17 protein-coding genes and 1 pseudogene are annotated in these 22364 nt (G+C 40.5%); 7 read left to right on the top strand and 11 right to left on the bottom strand.

Translation table 11 applies throughout. The annotated features are described in order from the left end of the window. Window positions 1-169: 169 nt before the first annotated feature. Window positions 170-2362, bottom strand: coding sequence for a pentapeptide repeat-containing protein (locus tag AC5JL8_RS29320; protein WP_495883202.1), 2193 nt, complete (start codon window positions 2360-2362; stop codon window positions 170-172). A gap of 119 nt (window positions 2363-2481) precedes the next feature. After that, window positions 2482-4413 carry a strawberry notch-like NTP hydrolase domain-containing protein gene (locus AC5JL8_RS29315; protein ID WP_495883201.1) on the bottom strand — a complete coding sequence of 644 codons (1932 nt, stop codon included), beginning with the start codon at window positions 4411-4413 and terminating at the stop codon, window positions 2482-2484. Window positions 4414-4883: 470 nt separating this feature from the next. On the opposite strand from AC5JL8_RS29315, the gene AC5JL8_RS29310 reads away from it, so the two are divergent. After that, window positions 4884-5135: a hypothetical protein gene (locus tag AC5JL8_RS29310; RefSeq protein WP_495883200.1), complete on the top strand. Its 252-nt coding sequence runs from the start codon at window positions 4884-4886 to the stop codon at window positions 5133-5135. A gap of 133 nt (window positions 5136-5268) precedes the next feature. On the opposite strand, the gene AC5JL8_RS29305 is transcribed toward AC5JL8_RS29310, so the two are convergent. Continuing rightward, a protein-coding gene (locus AC5JL8_RS29305) for an ISKra4 family transposase (protein WP_495883199.1) occupies window positions 5269-6335 on the bottom strand; the annotation gives its coding sequence in 2 pieces (ribosomal slippage) (window positions 5269-6179 and window positions 6179-6335; 1068 coding nt in all). Between the two features lie 177 nt (window positions 6336-6512). Here AC5JL8_RS29305 and AC5JL8_RS29300 point away from each other — a divergent pair. The 3 genes from AC5JL8_RS29300 (at window position 6513) to AC5JL8_RS29290 (ending at window position 9616) form a co-directional block, all read left to right on the top strand. Beyond that, window positions 6513-7685, top strand: a complete 1173-nt coding sequence (locus AC5JL8_RS29300) for a hypothetical protein (RefSeq protein WP_495883198.1) — start codon at window positions 6513-6515, stop codon at window positions 7683-7685. 177 nt (window positions 7686-7862) lie between these two features. Continuing rightward, complete coding sequence (locus tag AC5JL8_RS29295) at window positions 7863-8627, top strand: sugar phosphate isomerase/epimerase family protein (protein ID WP_495883197.1); 765 nt, start codon at window positions 7863-7865, stop codon at window positions 8625-8627. A 290-nt stretch (window positions 8628-8917) separates the two neighbouring features. Next, on the top strand, window positions 8918-9616 hold the full coding sequence (locus tag AC5JL8_RS29290; protein WP_495883196.1) for a tetratricopeptide repeat protein: 699 nt from the start codon (window positions 8918-8920) through the stop codon (window positions 9614-9616). Window positions 9617-9672: 56 nt separating this feature from the next. Here the strand turns inward: AC5JL8_RS29290 and AC5JL8_RS29285 are convergent, their stop codons facing one another. From AC5JL8_RS29285 to AC5JL8_RS29255, 7 genes are all read right to left on the bottom strand, one after another. Next, the gene (locus AC5JL8_RS29285; protein ID WP_495883211.1) at window positions 9673-9975 is read right to left on the bottom strand and encodes a CPBP family intramembrane glutamic endopeptidase; all 303 of its coding nucleotides are present in this window, start codon (window positions 9973-9975) and stop codon (window positions 9673-9675) included. A gap of 54 nt (window positions 9976-10029) precedes the next feature. Continuing rightward, on the bottom strand, window positions 10030-10374 hold the full coding sequence (locus AC5JL8_RS29280; protein ID WP_495883195.1) for a hypothetical protein: 345 nt from the start codon (window positions 10372-10374) through the stop codon (window positions 10030-10032). A 177-nt stretch (window positions 10375-10551) separates the two neighbouring features. Then, entirely contained in the window at window positions 10552-11337 is a 786-nt protein-coding gene (locus tag AC5JL8_RS29275; protein WP_495883194.1) for an MGMT family protein, read from the bottom strand. 70 nt (window positions 11338-11407) lie between these two features. Next, a complete protein-coding gene (locus AC5JL8_RS29270) occupies window positions 11408-13273 on the bottom strand; it encodes a DEAD/DEAH box helicase (RefSeq protein WP_495883193.1) in 1866 nt (621 codons plus the stop codon). Between the two features lie 255 nt (window positions 13274-13528). Further along, window positions 13529-14848 carry a TonB family protein gene (locus AC5JL8_RS29265; protein ID WP_495883192.1) on the bottom strand — a complete coding sequence of 440 codons (1320 nt, stop codon included), beginning with the start codon at window positions 14846-14848 and terminating at the stop codon, window positions 13529-13531. A gap of 225 nt (window positions 14849-15073) precedes the next feature. After that, on the bottom strand, window positions 15074-15382 hold the full coding sequence (locus AC5JL8_RS29260; protein WP_495883191.1) for a hypothetical protein: 309 nt from the start codon (window positions 15380-15382) through the stop codon (window positions 15074-15076). 12 nt (window positions 15383-15394) lie between these two features. Further along, a complete protein-coding gene (locus tag AC5JL8_RS29255; RefSeq protein WP_495883190.1) occupies window positions 15395-16345 on the bottom strand; it encodes a ParM/StbA family protein in 951 nt (316 codons plus the stop codon). A gap of 589 nt (window positions 16346-16934) precedes the next feature. Here AC5JL8_RS29255 and AC5JL8_RS29250 point away from each other — a divergent pair. Further along, a complete protein-coding gene (locus tag AC5JL8_RS29250) occupies window positions 16935-17687 on the top strand; it encodes a ParA family protein (protein WP_495883189.1) in 753 nt (250 codons plus the stop codon). 4 nt (window positions 17688-17691) lie between these two features. Beyond that, on the top strand, window positions 17692-18645 hold the full coding sequence (locus tag AC5JL8_RS29245; protein WP_495883188.1) for a ParB/RepB/Spo0J family partition protein: 954 nt from the start codon (window positions 17692-17694) through the stop codon (window positions 18643-18645). Window positions 18646-18718: 73 nt separating this feature from the next. Here the strand turns inward: AC5JL8_RS29245 and AC5JL8_RS29240 are convergent. Next, window positions 18719-19925 (bottom strand): annotated as a pseudogene (locus tag AC5JL8_RS29240) (DNA topoisomerase); the annotation flags it as partial. 175 nt (window positions 19926-20100) lie between these two features. Here AC5JL8_RS29240 and recD2 point away from each other — a divergent pair. After that, the gene (gene recD2 / locus AC5JL8_RS29235; protein ID WP_495883187.1) at window positions 20101-22350 is read left to right on the top strand and encodes an SF1B family DNA helicase RecD2; all 2250 of its coding nucleotides are present in this window, start codon (window positions 20101-20103) and stop codon (window positions 22348-22350) included. Window positions 22351-22364 lie beyond the last annotated feature (14 nt).

Genomic DNA, 22364 nt, shown 5'->3' with positions numbered 1-22364 from the left:
TTTTTGCTTGCAGTTCTTCTAAAAAAGCTTCTCTTTGGTTGGTATCTGTCCAAATTTTATAGGTTAACTCCATTTAGGCACATACTCTACAACTATTGCCTTCGTGTAATCTAGGTGTTGTTACAAAGTTAACTGTTCACCCGTAGCTTCTACCAGAAAAGTTGCTTGTTTACTCTTTAAAATATTTGTGTCTAATTTCTATATACTCTGCTAAAAAATTTTCTATTTCTAAACGTGACCATCGTTCTATTTCAATATTGTTGTTAGTTTTTAAATTATCTAATTTATCATGTAAGGTAGAGTCAATTAAACTATTTGTCATTATACAAAAACCACCTGCTTTATACATAGCTAACATATCAAGAATATCCGGCACCATTTTTCGAGTCAGTGATTTTCCCTGTCGAATTAGTTTACACTGCACTATCCATTTAGTTGAAGTTTCACTATCATTTATGGACTTGTAAAATACAATATCTCTACCACCATCGCGAGAGCGTGAATTTCCTATTTTATATATTTGGCTAGGCTTATGTTTTACACTAATTATATCGTAGCAAAGTGTCTCAAAAAGCTCATCATCAATTTCGTTCCAAGGACATGATCTATCAGTAGTTAGAAACTTTGCTCCATCTCTTTTAGCGTCTTTTAGAACTGCTCCTTGCATATTTGCATATCTTAAATCAGCATTACTCAAGTTTGCTCCTTGAAGATTAGCCTTTATTAAAATGGCTTCTTGTAAATCCGCAGAGATTAAAATTGCTCCACTTAGATTTGCACTATGCAAATTAGCTGAATGTAAGTTTGTGTAGCTTAAATTTGCTTCATTTAAATTTGCTCCTTGTAAGTTTACAGAATTCAGATTTGCTCTACTTAAATCAGCATTACTTAAATCGTAACCTTTCAGTTTTGCATTTTTAAGGTAAGCATTACTTAAGTCAACACCTTTAAGTTGTTGCCATAAATCCAATACAATAATGCTATTTTTTTTATTATTATCTATTGTGGTAAATCCTGCTATATTAAGGATTTGCCAAACAAGAACCCATTTACGGTGTATTTGTGTTGTTTCATCAATTTTAGTACCAGTTAAATTAGCAAAATTTAAATTTGTATCTAATAAATTAGCACCTATTAAATTAGCATTGTACAGGTTGGTATAACTTAAGTTAGTATTAGTAAAATCAATATCTTCTAAGTAAGAATTAGCCAAATTAGCATTTTGTAAATTAGTATTATCTAAACAAGAACCAGTCAAATCAGCATTTTCTAAATTAGCATTTATTAAAATAGCTTTATCTAAAGTAGTACCATTCATCTCAGCATTTTCTAAATTAGCATTGTTCAAGTTAGCTCCGCTAAGAATACAATAATTTAATTCAACATTACTTAAATCAGCACTTTCAAGATTAGCACTATTTAAGTTTGCTTGATTCAATTTAGACCAAGATAAATCAGCATTACTTAAATTAATTCCGCTCAAGTTCATTCCATCAAGTTCTGTACGGCTCAAGTCAGCATTACTAAGATTTGAATTATTCAAATTAGCATTACTCAGATTTGCATTACTCAAGTCAGCATCACTAAGATTTGAATTACTCAAATTAGCATTACTCAGATTTGCGTTACTTAAATTTGCATTGTTTAAGTTGGTATAGCTAAGATCAGCACAACTTAAATTTGCATTACTCAAGTCAACATCAGTAAGGTTAGAACCACTCAAGTCAGCAGTTCTTAAATCGGTACCACCACTGATATCAGCATTACTAAGATTAAGATTACTGAGGTCTACCCCACATAGTTTAGTTTCATTCAAAGTAGCATTGCTTAAATTGGCCTTACTTAAAATTGCTACTTCTAAACATTCATCATAATAATCAGAATAAAAAATAGCATTATAGGTGTATTCAAAGTCATATTTAGCACGCTCTGCATCATAAAAACATAAGTTTGCATAACTCAAATCAGCATTACTTAAGTCAGCGTTACTTAAATTAACACCAGCCAAATCAGTTTCACTCAAATTTGCACCATGTAAATTTAAACCTTCTAGGTCTGTTTCACGTAAGTAAGCATTCGTCAAGTTACAAAAACTTAAATTAGCACCAGTTAACAGAGTATTACTTAAACCTGCTCCACTCAAGTCCGCATAACTTAAATCGGCATGAGTTAGATTGGCCCCACTGAAATTAGAACGGCGTAAATTACATCCACTGAGGTTAGCACCCGAAAGATCAGCATCACTAAAATTAACTTCACTTAAGTTCAAGTCAGCATTAATCAAACTGATATTATTCAGGCTAAAGCCACTAAAATCCGTTTCTCCTTGGTCATAAAGCATTAAAAATTCAGTGATATCCATTTATAAAAAATTTTATAAAAATATAGTTTTGTATTTATTTCTACTTTTTGTTTAGCTGATCCAGTATTAAGGCAAATGTTATTTATTAATTAAAATAACAATTTCAAAATAATGTTATTTTAAGCAACTGTAGCAGATACGTAAACAACCCTGGCTCTTGGGAGAGCATTTTGCAACCGCAGCCCAACAATACCCTGCTGTGATGCTGCAACTAAACCGAGCGTTCCCTCAACAGCCATAGCATTTCCCATCGAATGGCACTCGTCAAAAGCTATTGCTCCCTCAAAATCAGCACCAGCCCACTCCACAATTTGTTTGAGTCTGCTTTTGCCATTCTTCTGAGAGCGCAGAGTTGAGTAAGTGCAGAACAGAACGCCTTGGGTAAACCCGATTGGCTCACCCAGCTTGATGTTTGAGAGGTCGATTATGTCTTTCTCGCTGCCACCCAGCGCACACCAGTCTCTACGGGCATCTTCGATTAATGCAGCACTTTTTGATACCCAAATTGCTTTTCGCCGCCCTTGACACCAGTTATCTAATATAATGCCTGCACATTGTCTGCCTTTTCCGCAACCCGTTCCATCACCAAGAAACCAGCCACGACGGAACCGGACAGCATTTTCTTCGCCCTGTGCTGCCACAGTCATGTTATCCCATGAGTCATCAACAAGGTATGACCCAGAAAGGAATTCTGAGTGAGCAAGACCTGCGTAAATAACGCTTTCGAGTTGTGCTTCTGACAACAAGCCTTGTGAGACAATATTGCGAGTCAGATGTGGTTTATATGTGGGAGCCGGGGGCGATACTAATGCTAAAGCCGCACTTTCACAAAGTAATGAGGGATGGGGTAAAGCATCCTTGATTCTGATTCGCTGTGGTCGGTAGGTTTCATAGAGAGTATCTTTCAGTCCTTCAGTAGCAGACCACTCGACAACTTCGTATTCCAGAACAACCACATCGGTAATTTCTGCGGAGGGTGCTGGTTGAGCTACCGCTGTATGCTTCGTCGGCAGTTTAACAACCTTCGCTGCAACGACCATTGCTTTCATAGTTGCAGCATTCCATTGCGAACGCCCTGGCAATTGCTGAATTAGTGCCAATATTTCCGGCAGCTCCAAAGTTTCAGTAATGCAAGGGATTACGTCTGGATTATTAGCCGGAACCTTATCAATGACGGTGATTCGCGTTTCGATTGTTGTCCCGTGTTTCGAGTACACCTTGCCGTTGACCCCAACCGACATTAAAACTCGCGCTTTTTCTTGCCACTTCACAAAAGTTTCTCGCCAGCTTAGGTTAGCAGGAGAAAACCAATTGGCTGTAATTGTAACCAACCGTCCGCCGTCGCACAGCCTTTGTAGTGCAGAGTTGATGTGCCGAGGAGTTGCGTTACTGTTGCGATCGCTGATTTTGGGCGATGATGAGAAAGGCGGATTCATCAGCACAACCGAGGGCTGAGTTTGTCCTGCCAGATAATCGTTGATTTGTTCCGCGTTAACAGAGAATAATGGTGTACCAGGAAACAGCCGCCGCAGAATCTTGGTTCTATCGGGTGAAAGTTCGTTGAGCATCAGACTTGCACCTTGGAGTTTACCAAATTGGGCTATAATCCCAGTCCCGGCACTAGGCTCAAGAATCAGGTCGTTGCCACTAATTTGTCCTGCTAACGCTACCAAGTAAGCTAAAGGTAACGGTGTTGAAAACTGCTGAAGCTGGATTTGCTCCTCACTGCGCCGGGTGTGGGTGGGACAGAGGGATTCCAAGTGTTGCAATTCTTCTAAGGGATTTTCTTTTAGTCCCTTTTGTCGCAAGTAGAGAATTAGTGCAACCTCAACAGCTTCGTAGCCATCCTTCCACTGCCACTTGCCCTGTGCCGCAGTACCGTTAAAATAACGATTCAGTCGCAGATGAATCGCTCTTGTTGTTATAGGTTGATTGTTAATTAATAATTTGGCTAGTTCTTGGGCAACGCTGATTACGGACTGTCCGTAGTCTAGAACAGTTTGCAGGTCAAACAGACAACCTTGTGTAGCGAAAAAGTTGACCATATCCATATATAGATATAATTTTTTCGCTTCTGTTTGGCGAAGTCACTACTCTACACTTATTAAAGAAGCCCGTTGATAAAATCGGAAATCATGAGTGTAATAAATGCCCAGAAGACGACTTCAATCATCAGTGTAAGTAAAGATTGTAATTCCACGGGAATAGCTCCTGAGTTTTTCTAGTTTTCAAAGAGTTTTGGCGAAGCGTAAAAGTATCTTTGTGTAGCGAGTGTGTACTTTTACTTATTAATGAACTGTTTGTAACTTCAAGCCAGTATGAAGTGTGTACAAAAGGTATCTAGCTACAAAGAAGATTTGGACATACTTCTATATTGTTTTGGCGTAGCCGCTTATACAATTTGTTACTCCTAGAAGAATGAATTAGTTCTAAATAGGTACTTGAAACTTTTATAATCAAGGCTAAGATGCAATTGGGTTAATCAATTTCAACTCAACAAAACCCCCTAAACCGATAGACAATGCCAAGTAAGGTAATTGACGTCAAAGAGTACACAGTAAGAGCGCACAAGCGAGAGATTCACACTCGCGTCTTCAACTTTATCTGCAAGCAGTGCGAACAATCAGCACAACGCGAGACTTTTGGGCCGCGTCCTTTGTACTGTGAAAAATGCCGTGCGCCACAACCACCGAAAAAGTCAAAAGTGTCGCGCAAGAAAAAAGCATTGCCAAGACCCATGACTTATAAGAGCGATGTTGATTTTGCGAACTGAACTTGTAGGTTAATTAATAACCAGCGCTGCACTTGAGAGAAGCCCAAACAGTTAATAGTTATCAAGGTTTGGGTTGTGGCTGAAAACACAACTCAAACAAACTGGTAGGGAGCATCTCAGTTTTTGAAGTGGCTCAAACAGATAGTAATCCATTGAGGTAAGCAGCTCGATGAGCAAGGACTTGAGGCACATTTTCTCGTTTCCATTGTGCTCCAGAGATCTTAGTTCGACGATCAATCTGTTTAACCGCAGATTCAACGGAACCAGAACCAACTGAACAAATTTGTTCAGCTTGATGATATTCATAGTTAATAATGCGATCGCTATGTTTATCAAGATAATGGCAAAAGTTTTGTGCTTGTTTACCCTTACAACCAGCAAATAGGGCTTTGGTAGGCTCAACTTCACCTTTCCATAGTAGAGCTTGTGCTTGTTTCAGGCGTTTTTGTGAACCCCCAACTTTGTGCAGATTTTCTATCAAATGGAACCAATCAAGTACTTCTCGACGTTGTACATTAGGCGCTAATTGGTCAATTATATTCCAAATGCCGTCATGTCCATCACCAATACAAGTGAGCGGGCTAGCCAGTGGTTGATCATTAACCCAATCAATTACAACCTGATTATCTTGAAAGGACGTTCCAACGGTTCCTTGATGATGTAAGCTAATCGCTTTATAGCCTAGCCAACAACATATTTCTCCTTTAGGAGTGCGTACACGAATGTTTCCACCATCGACACTTAATTCTTCAACCGTACTTTGTTGTATTGGCAAGTCAAAATTCTGGCGATGTACCAATCGCTGTTGACTGCTGCGGGAAACTTGCACACCTGTAAAATACTCAATATCTGATGCTGCATCTTCGTAGCTTACATTCGCACTTACCCTTAAACAACAAGTTTCTAGATATGGACTTAGTTGAGTACTTGGTGCGACTTTTAATTCAATGGCTTGTTTGCTCGTTATTGGTAACTCTCCCAGGATGCTTTTGAGTCGTCGTTGGTATCCTGCGATTGTTCCTGTAACCGTTTCGATAAAAAAACTCCTACTTCTGGCATGATATGTTTTTGCATTTGGCTCCTCACTGCTTCTTCAATTCCTGCAAGGCTTGTTAGCCTTTCTGGTGATGTATCTTCGTACAGTATTTTAGCGATCGCCTGAATATGTTCTTGAAGAGCTTGCTTTTGTTCTGGAGTCATCGGTAAGTAAATACACTCGTCTTACTTATCCTGACTGATTTTCGCCCTCTTTGCAAAAAACTGGGATGCTCCCACTGGTATGTCTGTTGTATAGGATACTGGAATTATTGAATATGACAACTCTGGTCAAAATTACAACAGATATACAACAAAAGCGTGAAAGGAATTTAAAAATTTATGGAAAGTGAATCACAATTACAGCCCCCGCCAGAAAATCTCCTCAATCCACTATTAGAATTACAAAATTATTATGCTCCGCTTGTAGAAAAGTACGAGAAATTATACACACAAGCATTAGATAATCTTAACCACGTAGAAGCATTAATATCTAACTGGTCAACGGATTCAAGCGCTAACGAGAAACTAGCAACTCTTGAAGTGACTCGTGAGGCATTGCCTGCTCCTATTGAGGAAAATCGCTTGTTAGGCAATAGCGCAAGCATTAGTGAAACTTCAGTCAACTTGATAGAGCCTACTGATTCTGAACTTACACAAACAAATGATTTAGAGGTAGAGGAGTTATCTCAATCAATTCCAAATATCGAGATGCCATCAGTATTGAATGAGGTAGTTCCTGCTGCTCTTGATGAAGATTTGTTGTCATCAAATAGCGATAACATCTCTGAATCTTCGACTAGCTTAGTTGAGCCGAACAACTCTGTTATTTCACAAACAGATGTAGAGATAGGGGAGGAAGACGAGCCACCAGCATCAACATCTACAATTCTAGAGACATCTTCAGCAACTCCAAACAAATCAAGTAAATCGGCAGATATTCCAATGTTGCCGGAATATCAATCTCTGAACCGCCCTGAAGCGATCCAAAAGGTATTGCAAAAACACGCAGGTACTGTCTGTCACATCGATTTTATTGTGCGCTCGCTGTATGGAGAATTAGAACCAGATGTTTTCAAAGTTGTAAAAAGCAGAGTTCAATCTACTTTGACTTATGGCAGAGAAAGCGGTAAATGGTTCCTTATTCCTGGCAAGCCTGGCTGTTTTACTCTAGACTTAAAATTGCTCAACTCGAATCGCGCTCAAAGTTTTTCTAAGCAGAGTAAGACCAAAAACAACAAACCTGACCCACGGGCAAAAACCAACCTTATTTCCATGAAGAGGGAATTTGAAGGGCAATTTTTGATTGATGCAATTACTTCATTGTTGCAACAAAATCCAAACAAAGTTTTTAATATTGCCGAAGTCATACAAGGGCTATATGGAGAACTTGATGTTGAAGATGTTACACAAGTAAAACCCAAGATGCTAAAAGAATTATCACGGGGTTATCGCACAGGACGATTCTCAAGAGTGGCAGATGAAAAAGGGCTTTATACTTGGGATTCTAAATAGCTGAAGTAGGCAAGCGATCGCTCTTAATACTGGGTGTTGTCTGCTTCCACGAAAGAATTAATGTCCAAGCACGCGCATAGCTAAAACGCTCATCTAGTAACGTACATCACTGGCTGAAGAAATTAATAGAATGAAAACCAAAGTTCAAATGCACAGAACTATCTTGGTAAACAGAGGATGAAGCAACCCACCCTCGCCTATGTAGAAACGTCTCTACCTGATGCAACTCAGGCAAAGCGATTTGCAGCCGTCCGGCGTTGGGGCATTGCTCTAGAGATTGCCAATTTTGGGGATATACAGATAGATGTGTATAAACGCGCTCAGATACCAATTGCCAGCGTGCAGGCATATCAAATGCACGATTTTCATCCGCTTCATTGCAATGCGGAACATCGTCATCAAGCCAAAATTCATGTAGAACAGACCTTGGAACTAGCCGCTCAACTGAATGCACCTCGAATTGTAACAGTCTGCGGCTTTGGGCATGACTTAGCAGATAATCCATTAGAACGAGCAGTAGAGTTTTTCTCCAGCTTGGCTCAACGAGCAGCAAAGTTAGGGGTTCGTATCATGATAGAACCCTTAAGTCCCAAACGTGCTGGGGCATTGACCCATCCTGATGAGATTGTTTCTCTCATCAGGTGCTTAAATCAACCAGAGGTATTTTCTCTTGTGCTAGATACCGGACATCTGCTTGATAGTGGCTTTGACCTCAATTTGTTTTTTTCCATCTGGCAGCATCCGGTCGAAGAGATGCAACTCAAAGGCATAAACTCAGCTCCACCAACCCTGACGATGCCGCTAGCGAGTTGGATAAAAGTCATGAAGTCTCCGCCCGATGTGATTTGTGTGGAGCATCGTCAAGCTATTTCCTGGACAGAATTTGACCAGATTATACAAAAATGTTTTGATTCGCTAGGGAATTTAAATAAAAACATTTGAGTTTGCCAAGAGCGCGCTTTTCCCAATTGCATTTATTTATACTTGTTTGACCTTATCCGCTTGTCTGCTTGCCTATCCTCTTGTTTGCAGAACATCTGTACTATATAATCACCGACAGGTAAAAAATTAGCGCTTTTTGAGCTAAGAGCTTGTCACGTAACAACCTTGCCTTTTTTGAGTTAAGAATGTCTTCTCAGTAAGCTTTCTAGATAGCAAATTGTAAAAGTTGTTTCTTGACAGGCTCTAATTATCACACCAAAGCGCTTAATATCAAGTTAGAAATTAGTTTTATGGAGCAGCGTGAATCAATTGAAACTTATACTCAAGCGATCGCAATATATAAAACTGCCCTCAAGTTCGCCCCTAATGACTTCAATACGAACAAGCGCTTGGGTATGGCTAATGAAAAGTTGTCTGAGCTACAGTTAGAGCAGAAGCAATACAAACAGGCAATTAAGGCTTTAAAGCAGGCTCGTGCTGCTTATGAAATAGCATTTTCTCAAACTCCTGATGACAGCCTTAATATCAGTTATCTAGGGACGCTCATAGAAAGATTAGCCGAACTACAGTCGAGTCAAAAACAATATGCACAAGCATTTGATTCCTACCAACAGGCGCTGACAAGGTATGACACTGCCATAAAGCTTACGCCTAATGATTATTGCAATCATGCACTCAAGGCGGGTGCATTAACATCGGTAGCTGATTTACAAGTCATGCTGTCACAATATACACAAGCTGTAGAAAACTTCGAGCGTTCTGTTGCTTGCTACGATACTTCACTGGCACTCAATAGGTTTAAAGCGGTTGAATTTGATAAAGCTCGAACTTTGCAAAAGTTGGGTAACTGTCTTCAACAACTATCTCGAAATTCCGAAGCATTGGAGAGTTATCAGGCTGCAATGAAAGTATTTAGCCAATTACCCCCAGGCGACAAACATACTCGCTCTCTAACTCAACAGATAGAAAAGCTTAGAAGCCAGGACTGAAGCATTTAAAAGAGTTGAGAGTAGGTACACTACGAGCACGTGAACAAGGACAATAGTTAGGCAAACAATAGTTGGCAGCCAACGAGAAAAATTGCTATATCTGCAAAAACATGGCTGATATATCCAGGCCAGATTGAGCGATAAGTTAAGTAGCACCATGACCATACCACCCCAGCAATAAAAACTCCTAACGAGCATAATGCTGTGGCACGCCAATCGAAGTATGCTGCTAAACCAATAATATGATGAGTTGTAAAAAATAATGCTGATAGAATTACAGCCCATTGGCTGGAAACCAATATTTCACATTGGCGATAGACAAACCAACGCCAAACGAATTCTTCAAGTAACGAGTTAATAAATATCCAGTATCCTGCGCCTATCGAGTAAATTAAAAAATTAGTTAATCCAACTTACATTGCCCGTTCACGAACATACTCAACATCTATCCACTGCGGGCCTAGTAGTCGATAAATAATCAAGATGATGCCTAGCATCAATAATCCTAATCCCAGCCCGACTAATAAATTACGCCCTTGAGCCTGTTGGACTTTTAAATTTAAATTCTCTGGTTCAATGAAAAATAACCAAACAATCGGTACTATCAGCATCCAGATTTTAGAGAATATAGCTACTAAATTTCCTAATACTCCAGGAAGAAAATATAATGGGGTAGCAACACCAAAGCTCGCAACTGGTACAAGCAATAACAAAGCTAATATCGCTTTTCTATTTGAGCTTGAGCTAGAATTAAACATACAAAACTTGCCTGTATTTAACCGTTATCAACTTTCAAAAACTATTAATAATATAGATGCAAGTATAGTATAAAATTCTCCCCTTGCAATCAAGTGTTAATTAGTGAAACTTTAGTAGCCGTAACAAGATTGAATTATTGTCAATAATATTTTGAATATCAAGGATGACTTGGATTTTTAATATAGAAAAAGTTCATGAATTTGATACAAATATTTACTGAAATCTACAAAATATTTATTTGAGCCACTAGATAAATCTAAATGAGCCAAAATTTTAACATCTTCTAATTCTAATTTCCTCTTTTGATTGGAAACATATTTTATTAAATATCCTTGAGAGTCTAAGATACGGTGAATTGGATAATCCTCAGCAGATGTCTTTTTCAGATAGATAGGAATAGCTCTGAGATAGCTGTTATCTACTCCAATAGCTTGAATTATCTGTTTGTAAGTTACTACTTTACCTGCTGGTACTTTTACTATAAATTCGAGAAAGCGTTCATAAGGTTTTTCAGGCAAGGCTGGGAATTTATCAGTTTGAATATAAACGCTATTTCCGACATTAATTGTACCTGAATTGATAACTACACCTAAAATCCCTCTTTTGGCTTGAAGATGTTTTAAGGAATCAACTAAATGAGCTATACGCTTACATGGCTCACAATAGAAAGTTAAGCGAATAGCAGCCCCGCTATCAAAACTTATTACAGAACCAGGAGTGAAATTCTCAGCTTTTATCCCGGATATGACAATATTCTCTCGTAATTCTCCTGGTGGAATTGCGAATTCTAAAATATCTTCATACCTAACAATTAAGATTTGCCTGGGACTAATGGGATTAGCATTAATATCTTCTTCAATTCCATGAACTATTTTTAAGTTGATTTTTTCAACTGATGTCATCGTTGATTTATGCTGCTGTTTTATAAAAAGATGTCTAATATAACCCTGCTCAGTAAACATAAATAATGTTTGATTTGATTATTAATTGCTTGTAGCACTTGTAGATAACTGAGGCTAAATACCCCTTGAATTAACTCGCTCTATCTAACTGTGCAATCCACTGATTAATTTGGTCACGTTTATCGTTAGTTATCCGGTTAATTGCTGCTTTAATAGCTGGTTTTTTATAAATTTGCCATAAAGAATCAAACATTTCAATGTCCTGGCAAGCTGACAAATATTCTGCTGTAGCTGAGAGATTTTCTTCAGTTAACCATTCTTTCATTTCATTAATTTCATTGTCATAGTTGACTTTCATGGTTTTCAACTTATCTTTTTCGAGACTAGATAATCTACTCCAAATAGTTTTCTTAACACTGTCTGGACGATTAGACATAATTGTTGCCACATCTGGCCATTCTTGAGCGTTGCGAACACGATAAACTAAAGATTCTATGCTCGACTCAAATGTTTGTTGTGGACAATCAAGTAGTTCAATAGCATAAATTAGCTCGCTGAGAGTTAGTTCCTGGCAATTTAAGAACCAATTTCTAATTGTGAAACGATAAAAAACTAATTTTTTATCTTGGTTTCTAAACTTGCGCTTTTTGGCTTCAATAATTGAGGTAAGTAAAGATGGACGGACTTCGGGTGGGACTTCTTTAAACTCAAGATTCAAGTCAGAAACAATTATCGGCACTCCAGAATTTTCTGTAGCGGAGGATTCTTCTAATACCCACTTAAAAGATTTACCGCAATTGGGACAATCTACTTCATAGTGGATGACAAACTCGGATTTTTGAGAATTAAAGTACTCCTTGGCACGAATTAGGGCTGGCATGGGTTTGAAGACATGATGACAGTGGGGGCAACATCTGCTTCCTTGGGTATCTGGGTCGCAGGATACTGGAGAGAGACTCCATTTTCGATTGTCAGATGGACGCCCTAGCCGAAACCAGTTATCAGTCATGTCTAAGATAGTTGCATAATCTTTTCCTGGTGCAGGACGTAATACTCTGCCAATCATTTGCAGCCAGAGAGTCACACTGCTAGTAGGTCGAGCAATGACTGCTGCAAGTGAGTCTGGGCAATCGAATCCCTCAGTTAAAATTGCACAATTACTGATAACCTGTGTTTGACCACTACGAAATCTATCTATAATGGCTTGACGCTGCTCATTCGATGTATCGCCATCAAGATGTTCGCAGGTAATGCCATCAGTACAAAACGCTGCTGCAATCTGCTGAGAGTGCATGACGTTGACTGCAAAAATTATCGTCTTTTTACCAGCGCAAAAATTCTTCCACTGCTTTAAGACTTCAGATGGTTTGTAATCAGAGGCAACTTCCTCTAATTCTTTACGAGTAAAGTCGCGTTTTTGCGGAACTTTGTGTCGAGAATATTTAAAGCCTGCAATTAACTTGTAATCTGTTAAGTACCCCAGAGCAATTAATTCCTTGGTGGAAATCGAGCAAATCAGGTGGTCAAAAATATCTCGTAATCCATAGCCATCTTCACGTCTTGGTGTAGCTGTCAGTCCCAGAATGAGCGCATTAGGATAAGCATTTAGCAATTTGCGGTAACTGTTAGCTGAAGAATGGTGAGCTTCGTCAATAATGACAAGCTGTGCAGTAGGGTAAATTTGACGACGCGCAAGAGTTTGGATACTAGCTACCTGAATTAATGAATCAGTCGGCTTGTATCCTGCTTTGATGATTCCTGGTTGCAGTTTTGTCACCGCCGCTAGTTTTTCTGCCGCTTGGATAATCAGCTCTTGTCTGTGAGCGACTACTAACACCCCTTCACTTTGCGCTGTCATCTTCGATGCCACTGCTGCAAAGATAATCGTCTTGCCACCACCTGTGCTTAGTTGTAATAATACTTTTCTGATTCCACTAGACCAAGCGGCGAACGTTTGTGAAACTAAATCTTGTTGGTAATCACGCAGATTGAACATGAAAAGTAATTGTTGCTCCTTCTATTCGTGTCAGCGGCTGGTGTTAGTAACCTATATTATTAGTGGTTGACCAAACAATTCGCAATTGCTCCCTTGCAGGCGTGCAATTCCAGGATTAGACCTGCCCGAAATATAAATTTGGAGATAAAAAATAGTAGAACGGAGATTTGATGGCAGTTAAAATGCTTGCAATAAAGCACTTTGAACTTTGACATCACTTGAGTTTCTGACTTTTGATTAATCGCTTGCCTGTTGTTAGCCACCATCCCCCGATAAATTTAGCTCCCCATAAACATTGATATCAAATGTAAATTGAATATGGATGTATTTGTTGGGATAACCTGTAGGCAAAGGTGCAAAGGGCGCAGCTCGCTGTATAGCGTTGAGTGCGGCTTGATCGCTGAGGCTGAATCCAGAAGTTTGTGCAAGCTGGAGATTGCTCAGTTGACCTGAACGGTTAACACTGAAGTTAAGCACTGTTCGCCGGTCAGATTGGCTCATTCCTGGTAGCCACTGCTGCTTGACTCGTTGGCGTAATTGATTTAAATAAGAGGTAATATCTATATCTTGACTTTGGGCATCAATACCAGAAGTCGTTTTGCGATCGCGGTTGGAATTAGGTGAGGCAGCCAGATTATCACCGCTAAAATTCCGGCTAGATACACTCACAGTACCACCCAGCAAACCTGCTGCACCTGTGTAATGAGAAGGCCGAGTTTGAGAAGGTGTTCGCCCACTTAATCTAGTTCCCGGCTGGATTAAGTTATTAGGATTGGGTACTGGTGATGTAATAGCTCTGTTGTGCGCTGTTGGCTCAATTTTAGGCGCTGGTGGTGTAGTCGGCGCTACTGCTATTTTTTGAGGCTTGGGTGCGGGTGGTCTGGTTACCCTTGTGAGCGCCGTTGGCTCAGTAGTGGGTGTTGGTAATGTGGTCGGTGCTACTGCCTTAGGCTTGGGTACGGGTGGTCTGGTTACCCTTGTGAGCGCCGTTGGCTCAGTAGTGGGTGTTGGTAATGTAGTCGGTGCTACTGCCTTAGGCTTGGGTACGGGTGGTCTGGTTAACCTTGTGAGCGCTGTTGGCTCAGTAGTGGGTGTTGGTAGTGTGGTCGGTGCTACCGCTTTAGGCTTGAGTGCGGGTGGTCTGGTTGCAGATGCGGACTTTGTTTTTTGCGGTTTAGGTTGTTGAGAAGATGAATTTGGTAATTCTGCTTTCTGCTGTCCTGTTCCTGGCTGGAATACTTTAACGGGAGATAAGTCAGAAGGACTTTTGCTAGAGGCTCTATGTGCATCTCGCGGTAATACAGCAGAAACAGGTCTTTTTGGTAAAGCTTTACCACCCGCAATAGAATCTTTAGTAGCCCGGAATGAGGTTTTTGGGGGTATGTGTGTTTGATTAGGAAAAACTTCAACTACTTCAATTGGAATCTCTTGCTTAGGCTCAGGCATAAAGGCTTTGAGCCAATATTTGCTCACCATCAGTAAAGTAGAGTGTAGCAAGATGGAAGTAACTAGACAAAAGATTATCTGTGCTGGGTGCAAGCTCCGATAGCGATGACATTCATCAGAAAAAGCCATGTTATTGTGCTTTCGCGTGATAGATACAGCCTCAGTAGTCTATTTCTAGGGTACAGGCTAATTTACCACCACCGCTTTTTGTGTCATGGTGCAAGTCTAAGGATAAATACAGTATCGGTTGGGAATTTGAATTTATTGAAGATACAGGACTATATTATGCTGTAAGCTAGGCTGCAAGAAATGCCTCAGATAGCAGACTTTGAAAATTTGCCTGTCTCAGTACTGTTACAAATCAAAATCAAGGGAAAATGTTTCGCCATCTGAATCATCTTGTATTTCGTCGAGTGTAGATTCCGTTGGCATTGGAGTCGGCTGTTGTTCTAAGTTTTGGCTTGTAACCGCAGTGGCAAAAGGTGTATGAATCAGCTGTTGTATTGGGAATGCCCCCTTTTTAAAAGCAAAATAGCAATCAATGATAAAGTAAAGCGTCTCTAGGTAACTTTTATCTAGTTGTTGTGATTCTACAAATATGCGTTGACGGTAGCTGTCTTTAATCCGCACTTTTTCCGGTGTATTGTCTTGTGGCTGTGCCATTATGCTCACCTCCTAAATAAGCTGTTGATTCTTTTTAACAATCGCTTTTGCCATTTCAAGAAGCCCACAGGCATTAGCTTCGACGGGATTATCGAGAATTTTGAAACCGTTCTTCTCTAAGAGTTTCTTAAATCCAGGTAACAGGCAACCGCCACCAATCGCCCAAATTTCATCGCCAGTGTGTTTGGCATCAAGTGTGAGATTCACAACTTTCTTCAAGTATTTTTCATACCAATCCTTCAAGCAAACACTGTAGACATCTTTGATATCAATTTCACGGCTGTATCTGGTATGTCCCATTTCCAGACAAAATCGAATCTTTGATGGCTCGCCGATTTTACCGCCATTTAGATGTTTCATCTTTTGGGAAATATCATCGATGAGAACTTCTACGCCTGTAGGGTAGGGGGTATGAACTTCGCGCTTGCCTTGGTTATAACGAGAATACAGAGTTGTACCGTTACCAAAGTCTAAAACGGTTAATTTTGGAGGAAGTTGTTGCCCAAACAATGCACCCATTCCTTCTGGTACAACTTTGAGTACTTCTATCTTCACCTCTGAAACTTTGCCAGCAAGTACTGGCTGATATTCACCGTTGAGTACTTGTTTGAGGTCGTCTGCTAAACCAACATCATGTAAGCTGACGACTAACTTTAAATGCCAAGCCTTACGATGTGGCAGATGTGCTAATGCACCCAACATAGTAATCAGTGCATTGTTGACCTTGTTTTCGTTATGATCTGTGTTGCGTTCAAAGTGATAACCTGTACGAAAAGCAGATTCACCAACTGTGTAAGCAGTCCCATTAAAAACTACTCGTCCTGGGACATCCTCCATCTCAACAGAAGAAATATAGCTGGGGACGCGAACGACATCAAAACCATCGACTAAAAGTTTCAGGCTGCCGTAACCGTTATCAAAGCCCGCCGGAAAAATTTTTTGCAAGGTGTGAATATTTGACATAGGGATTAAGTTAATACAGTTTGGTTAAGAAAGTTATCTGCTCAGGCAAACTAGGGAAGGAAGAGGGCGCTTGTGCAAAGGAAAGAAGTTAGTGCAAAATTCTTCTGTGCTCAATACCTGTTTGTTCCCTAACCTCAAGAGCTTATCAGAAGTCTCTTGGGTGTCAAGTGGGGTTCAAGGTATCAAACAACAAAATATACCCTAAGCAACAGCTATATATACCCTATATAGGGGCTAAATTTTTATTAAAAATCCAAATTATTAATAGGGTATATATAACACCTACTTAACCCCCATAAGCAATTTTTGAAATATTTTTCCTGACGGGGTTGTCATGAAATAACTTTGTCAGGCTTTGCAGCAGCCGGAGGCTGCAAAGGGCGCAGGGTCTTTTAATCTTTTATGAATCTATGGTTATTGAGAATCAGCCTGTGGAAAAAGCTACGTTGTTTAATTGTTTGAAAACTTAGTTTAATTCGATTGGGATAGTTATAAAAATATTTTCAGTCTGCTGAAATTGCTTTAGAATCAGTTCATTCTATTGAACTCAATGTATTTTTTCAGTAAATTCGCATACAACTCAGACAGTATGATTATTGCAATCACCAATCAGAAAGGAGGTGTAGCGAAGACTACCTCCACTATTGCACTCAGCGGAGTGCTGGCAGAAAGTTGCTCCTGTCTTGCAGTTGACTTTGATCCTCAAGGTAACCTAAGCACAGGTTTAGGAATAAAGATTCAACCAGGACAGAAGACTGCTTATGAAGTATTGACAGATCGGAAACAGAGCGCAGCAGCGACTATTATCGAAACGAAGTATGGGATTAAACTAATCCCATCGGATATTTCTCTGGCTTCCGGAGAAAAGCAAATCTTGACTTTGGCAGATAATAGCCGAATTCTTAGAAAGAAGTTAAACCCTTTGCGGCAAGAATTTGACCATATTCTAATTGATTGCCCACCTAGCTTAGGAATGCTTACTCTAAATGCATTGATGGCAGCTGATGCGGTTTTAATACCCGTTCAATGTCAGTTTTTTGCTTTAGAGGGCTTGCGGCAATTATTAGAAACTATTGATGGTATACGAGATGAAGATACTCATCCTAATTTGCAAATCTTAGGAGTTTTGCCTACAATGGCAGACCGTACACTTACTACTCAAGATGCTCTCAAAACTCTTAAGACTAAATTAGCTGGCATTAAAATTTTTGAGCCTGTGCCCAAGTCTGTTCAGTTTCCTGAATCAAACTTGGCACGTCAACCGATCCATCTTTACACTACAGAACATAAATTAATTGATCCTTATCGAGCAATCGCCGAAGAAATGGCAAAGCAGGTTTAATAATATGGCTAAACGACGCTTGTCAATGGTTGATGAAATGGAATTTCCCAATAAAACTAAGCAATTTCTTGATTTAGTAGGAGTTACAAATAATCATCAAATTGCTGAACAAGACTTGACTGAACAATCTTTGCCTATTACTCAAATTCACCTGAGTCCTCATCAGCCTCGGCGCTACTTTTCTACTCAAGCAATGGAAAGTCTCGTTACCTCAATTCGTGAACATGGCATCCTACAACCACTGCTTGTTAGACCGTTAGAATCAGGTAATTATGAACTTATAGCTGGGGAAAGGCGCTACCGAGCTGCTCAAACTCTTGGGATAGAAAAAATTCCCGTTATTATCCGTGAGCTAAATGACCAAGATGCTTTTCAAATCTCACTTCTGGAAAATTTGCAGAGGGAAGATTTAAATCCAATTGAGGAAACTGAGGCTATCTTGCAACTACTGTCTATGCGTTTAGAATGTTCTCAAAAAGAGGTTATCTCTCTGCTTAATCATATAGCTAACCTCCAAAAGCAAAAAACAGAAATTACGGACAACGTTGTTCGTAGCCAATGTGAGATGCTAGACCATATATTTACATTAATTGGACGGCTTACTCCAGATAGCTTTCGTAGTCATCGTCTACCTTTACTCAACTTACCTAAAGATGTTCTGGACAGTTTGCGTCGAGGAGAACTCGAATATACTAAAGCCCGTGTTCTTGCACAAATTAAAGACGAAGAGCAGCGACGTGAACTATTAGTAAAAACTATTGAAGAAAACCTTTCAGTTAGAGATATTAAAAGTTGCATCAAAGTAATTAGAGATCCGGATTCTTCTGAGCCTTCTCTCCTACATAATCGGATGAAGCAAGCCTATCAGCGGATTAAGCAAACTAAGGTTTGGGAAGATCCTAAAAAAGCCAAAGCTTTAGAAAAGTTGTTGGGGCAGATTGAAGCATTATTAGAGTGAGAATTATTGTTAGGTTCATTGATTTAAATAGGAAAATCAATTTTATATTATTTAAGCAAAACCACATTAAACACTATCTAAATTGCAAGCACCCCCCCCACATGGGACTCCACCATCCTTTTTGCGTCTTTTTGCGTACTGAGGTAAGCCACATCTTTATGTTTTTTGTCCTTCCAGGATTCTTTAGCAGAACACCGCAGCATCATCTTTTGTTGCTCATCCTTTCTATATCTGTACTCCTCTAAAGGTTGTTTGCATACTGGGCAGGGATATGAACTGAGTTTGGCAGGAGATTTTGGATAATTTTCACTTTTAGCTACCTGAGTCTGAGGTACTGACCAAGACTTGGTGTGCTCGCTTCAAAACAGGACAACATTCTCACAGCCACTAGTGCACTTAAGGAAGTATTTCTTCTTGACCTTACTACTATTGATTTTGGCGAGAAAATTTTGACACACAGGACATTTTGTTCTAGAAAATTCGTACTTCTTGCGTTCAACAGCAGCGGTACTAACAGATGCGCCTGTAACTAAAGTTTTAGCTTTAGAAAGTGCCGGAACAAAGTAATCCTGATTCCAAGCAGTAAGATATTGCTGCCAAGAGTGTTTACCTTCCGCTATCGCATCAAGAGCATCCTCCATTTTCGCGGTAAATTCTGCTTGGAGCAAATCAGGTAATGCCTTCTGTAAAAAAGCATCAACCTCCAACCCCAAAGCGGATGGTTGTAGACTGTCTTTGGTTAACTGTAGATAATCGCGCTTTTTGAGGGTAGCAACTGTGGGAGCATAAGTACTGAGGCGACCAATCCCTTTGCGCTCCATCAGCTGTACTAGTTTGGGTTCGCTGTAACGTGGCGGTGGTTAGGTTTGTTTTTTCTCATACGCTGCATTATCCAAAGTTAGCGATTGCCCTTGTTGTAGAGCAGGTAAAACAGAATCTTTGCTGAGATTATTCCAGTACCGCACATAACCATAAAACTCAATCATTTGCCCTAAGACCTGCCACAAGAGATTGCCCGAAGATGTGATTACTTGAGTCTTGCGTAATTGAGCAGATTTACATTGGGAAGCGATCGCGCGTTTCCAAATCATGGCGTACAAGTTAAACTCATCAGGTGGCAATTGTTGGCGTAAGTTCTAGCTTGGTCGAAATACATCTGTGGGAGGAATAACCTCATGAGCTTCCTGCGCCATTTTGCTACTACGGTGTTTGGCTAGCTGCTGCGGCACATTAGCCTCGTCGTTTTGCTGCAACCACCGACGCGCACTCTCACAAAACTCAGCGTTTGGGCATGGCAGATGTGCTTTGTATACCTTATATTAGTTTGTTTGTGACAGCAGGCAATTCTATTTTAGTATTTATGTACTATAGCAATAGCTCTTTAATACTTATACTTCTTTTACTTCTTTAAAGATTTTGCCGTAACTACAGCACAAGGCATTTTTGCACAAAGCAATGTCTACTTCTCCAACTCCTGCTCAAGCACAAGTAAACGCCACGCCGCACTACGAAACCATCACTGGCGTAGTCGAACGCCTGACCTTCCACTCAGAGGAATCGGGGTATACAGTCGCACGTCTAATACGCCCCCGCACTACCGACCTCACCACAATCGTCGGTAGTTTCGCCAATATCCAGCCAGGACAAACATTACAATTGACAGGTTTTTGGCGTGACCATCCACAATACGGGCCACAATTTCAAGTCACGAATTACAAAGAAACCAAACCAGCAACCCTGACCGGAATTGAGAAATATTTGGGTAGTGGGCTAATTAAAGGAGTTGGCCCGGTCACAGCCAAACGCATAGTTGCACACTTTGGTTTAGAAACGCTCGACATAATTGAAAACCAGATTGACAGACTCATTGAAGTTCAGGGCATTGCAAAAAAGCGGATCAAGCTAATTAAGAATGCCTGGTCAACTCAGAAAGCCATTAAAGAAGTGATGGTATTTCTGCAAAGCCACGGAGTGTCAACAACTTATGCAGTCAAAATTTACAAGCAGTACCAAGACAAGGCGATCGCTACAGTCACCGAGAATCCATATCAGCTTGCAACTGACATCTACGGAATAGGCTTTCTCACAGCCGACAAGATTGCGCGAAACTTGGGGGTAGCTCCCAACAGCGAATTTAGATACTGTGCTGGAATCATCCACGCACTGAGTGAAGCTGCCGAAGATGGACACTGCTACCTGCCACAAAAAGAACTAATTGAGAAAGTCATCAAATTGCTGACAACTGATACTCACCAACCGGCAGAGGAGGCAATCGCTCAGATCATTAAAGATATGGCATTAAGGGAGGACTTGGTTAGAGAAAGTATTCGGGACAGCTTTGGAGAGAAAATACTGCTGTGCTACAAACCAACGTTCTTTCATACGGAACAAAATCTAGCACAATTAATCACTCGACGGTTACACCAGCCGATTGTGCAAGATATGCCCCGTGTTCGTGCTTGGTTGGAGCGTTTTACCACGAGTCGCAATATTGAGTTATCGCAACAACAGCAGCAAGCGGTGGAAATGGCAGCTTATTCACCAGTTATGGTTCTGACTGGTGGGCCTGGAGTTGGCAAAACTTTCACCACGCACACCATAGTCAGCTTGTGGAAAGCAATGGGCAAAACAATCGCTCTAGCTGCACCAACAGGCAGGGCAGCACAAAGGCTAAGTGAGATGACCGGACTTGAGGCAAAGACCATACATCGCTTGTTGGAATTTGACCCCAAGAAAATGGGCTTTAAGCGCGATCATGAAAATCCCCTACCCGACAGTGCAATTATTGCTGATGAAGCTAGTATGCTCGACCTATTCCTGGCATACTCTCTGGTTAAAGCTGTAGCACAGGGAGCGCAACTATTATTAGTAGGTGATATTGATCAGCTTCCCTCAGTGGGGCCAGGAAAAGTCTTGGCTGACTTGATAAATTCGCTTCAAGTACCAGTGGTGCGGCTAACGCAAGTATTCCGCCAAGCCCAGCAAAGCGCAATTATCACTGCCGCACACCAAATCAACCAAGGGGAGTACCCTCCGATGGAACCAATTAGTGATAATCCTGTGTCAGATTGCCTGTGGCATGGTGGAGGTTATCAGCCAGAGCATGGAGTACAAGCAATTTGTGAGTTGGTGAGCGAGTTTCTCCCTCGGCTGGGTTTCAATCCGGCATCAGATGTGCAGGTACTTTGTCCGATGTTGCGGGGGTTGGTAGGAACTCGTAACCTGAATATGGTGTTGCAGGGGCTGCTCAATCCACCTGCACCGGACAAAGTGGAGATTAATCGGGGCGGGATGACATTGCGAGTTGGAGATCGCGTCATTCAACAAACTAATGATTACAACCGCGAAGTATTTAACGGAGACTTGGGAAGCATCCTGAGTATCGATACCGAAGAACAAGAGGTTACAGTTGACTATGCTGGGCGACCTGTAGTTTATGATTATGCTGACTTAAATGAAATTACTCTGGCGTTCGCTGTCTCAGTACATAAAAGCCAAGGCTCAGAGTATCCCGTGGTGATATTTCCATTGTATATGCAACATTTTATGATGTTGTCGCGTAACTTGTTTTATACAGGGTTAACCCGTGCTAGAAAATTGGCGATCGTGATTGGTTCTAAGAAAGCAATATCATTGGCTGTGCGGACTACAAACGATCAGCAGCGTTACACAAGGTTGTGGCAGAGGTTGTTGCAGCCGATGTGAGGATTACAAAGTTA

Source organism: Mojavia sp. (assembly GCF_059505145.1).
This window is presented reverse-complemented; position numbering and strand designations above follow the sequence as displayed.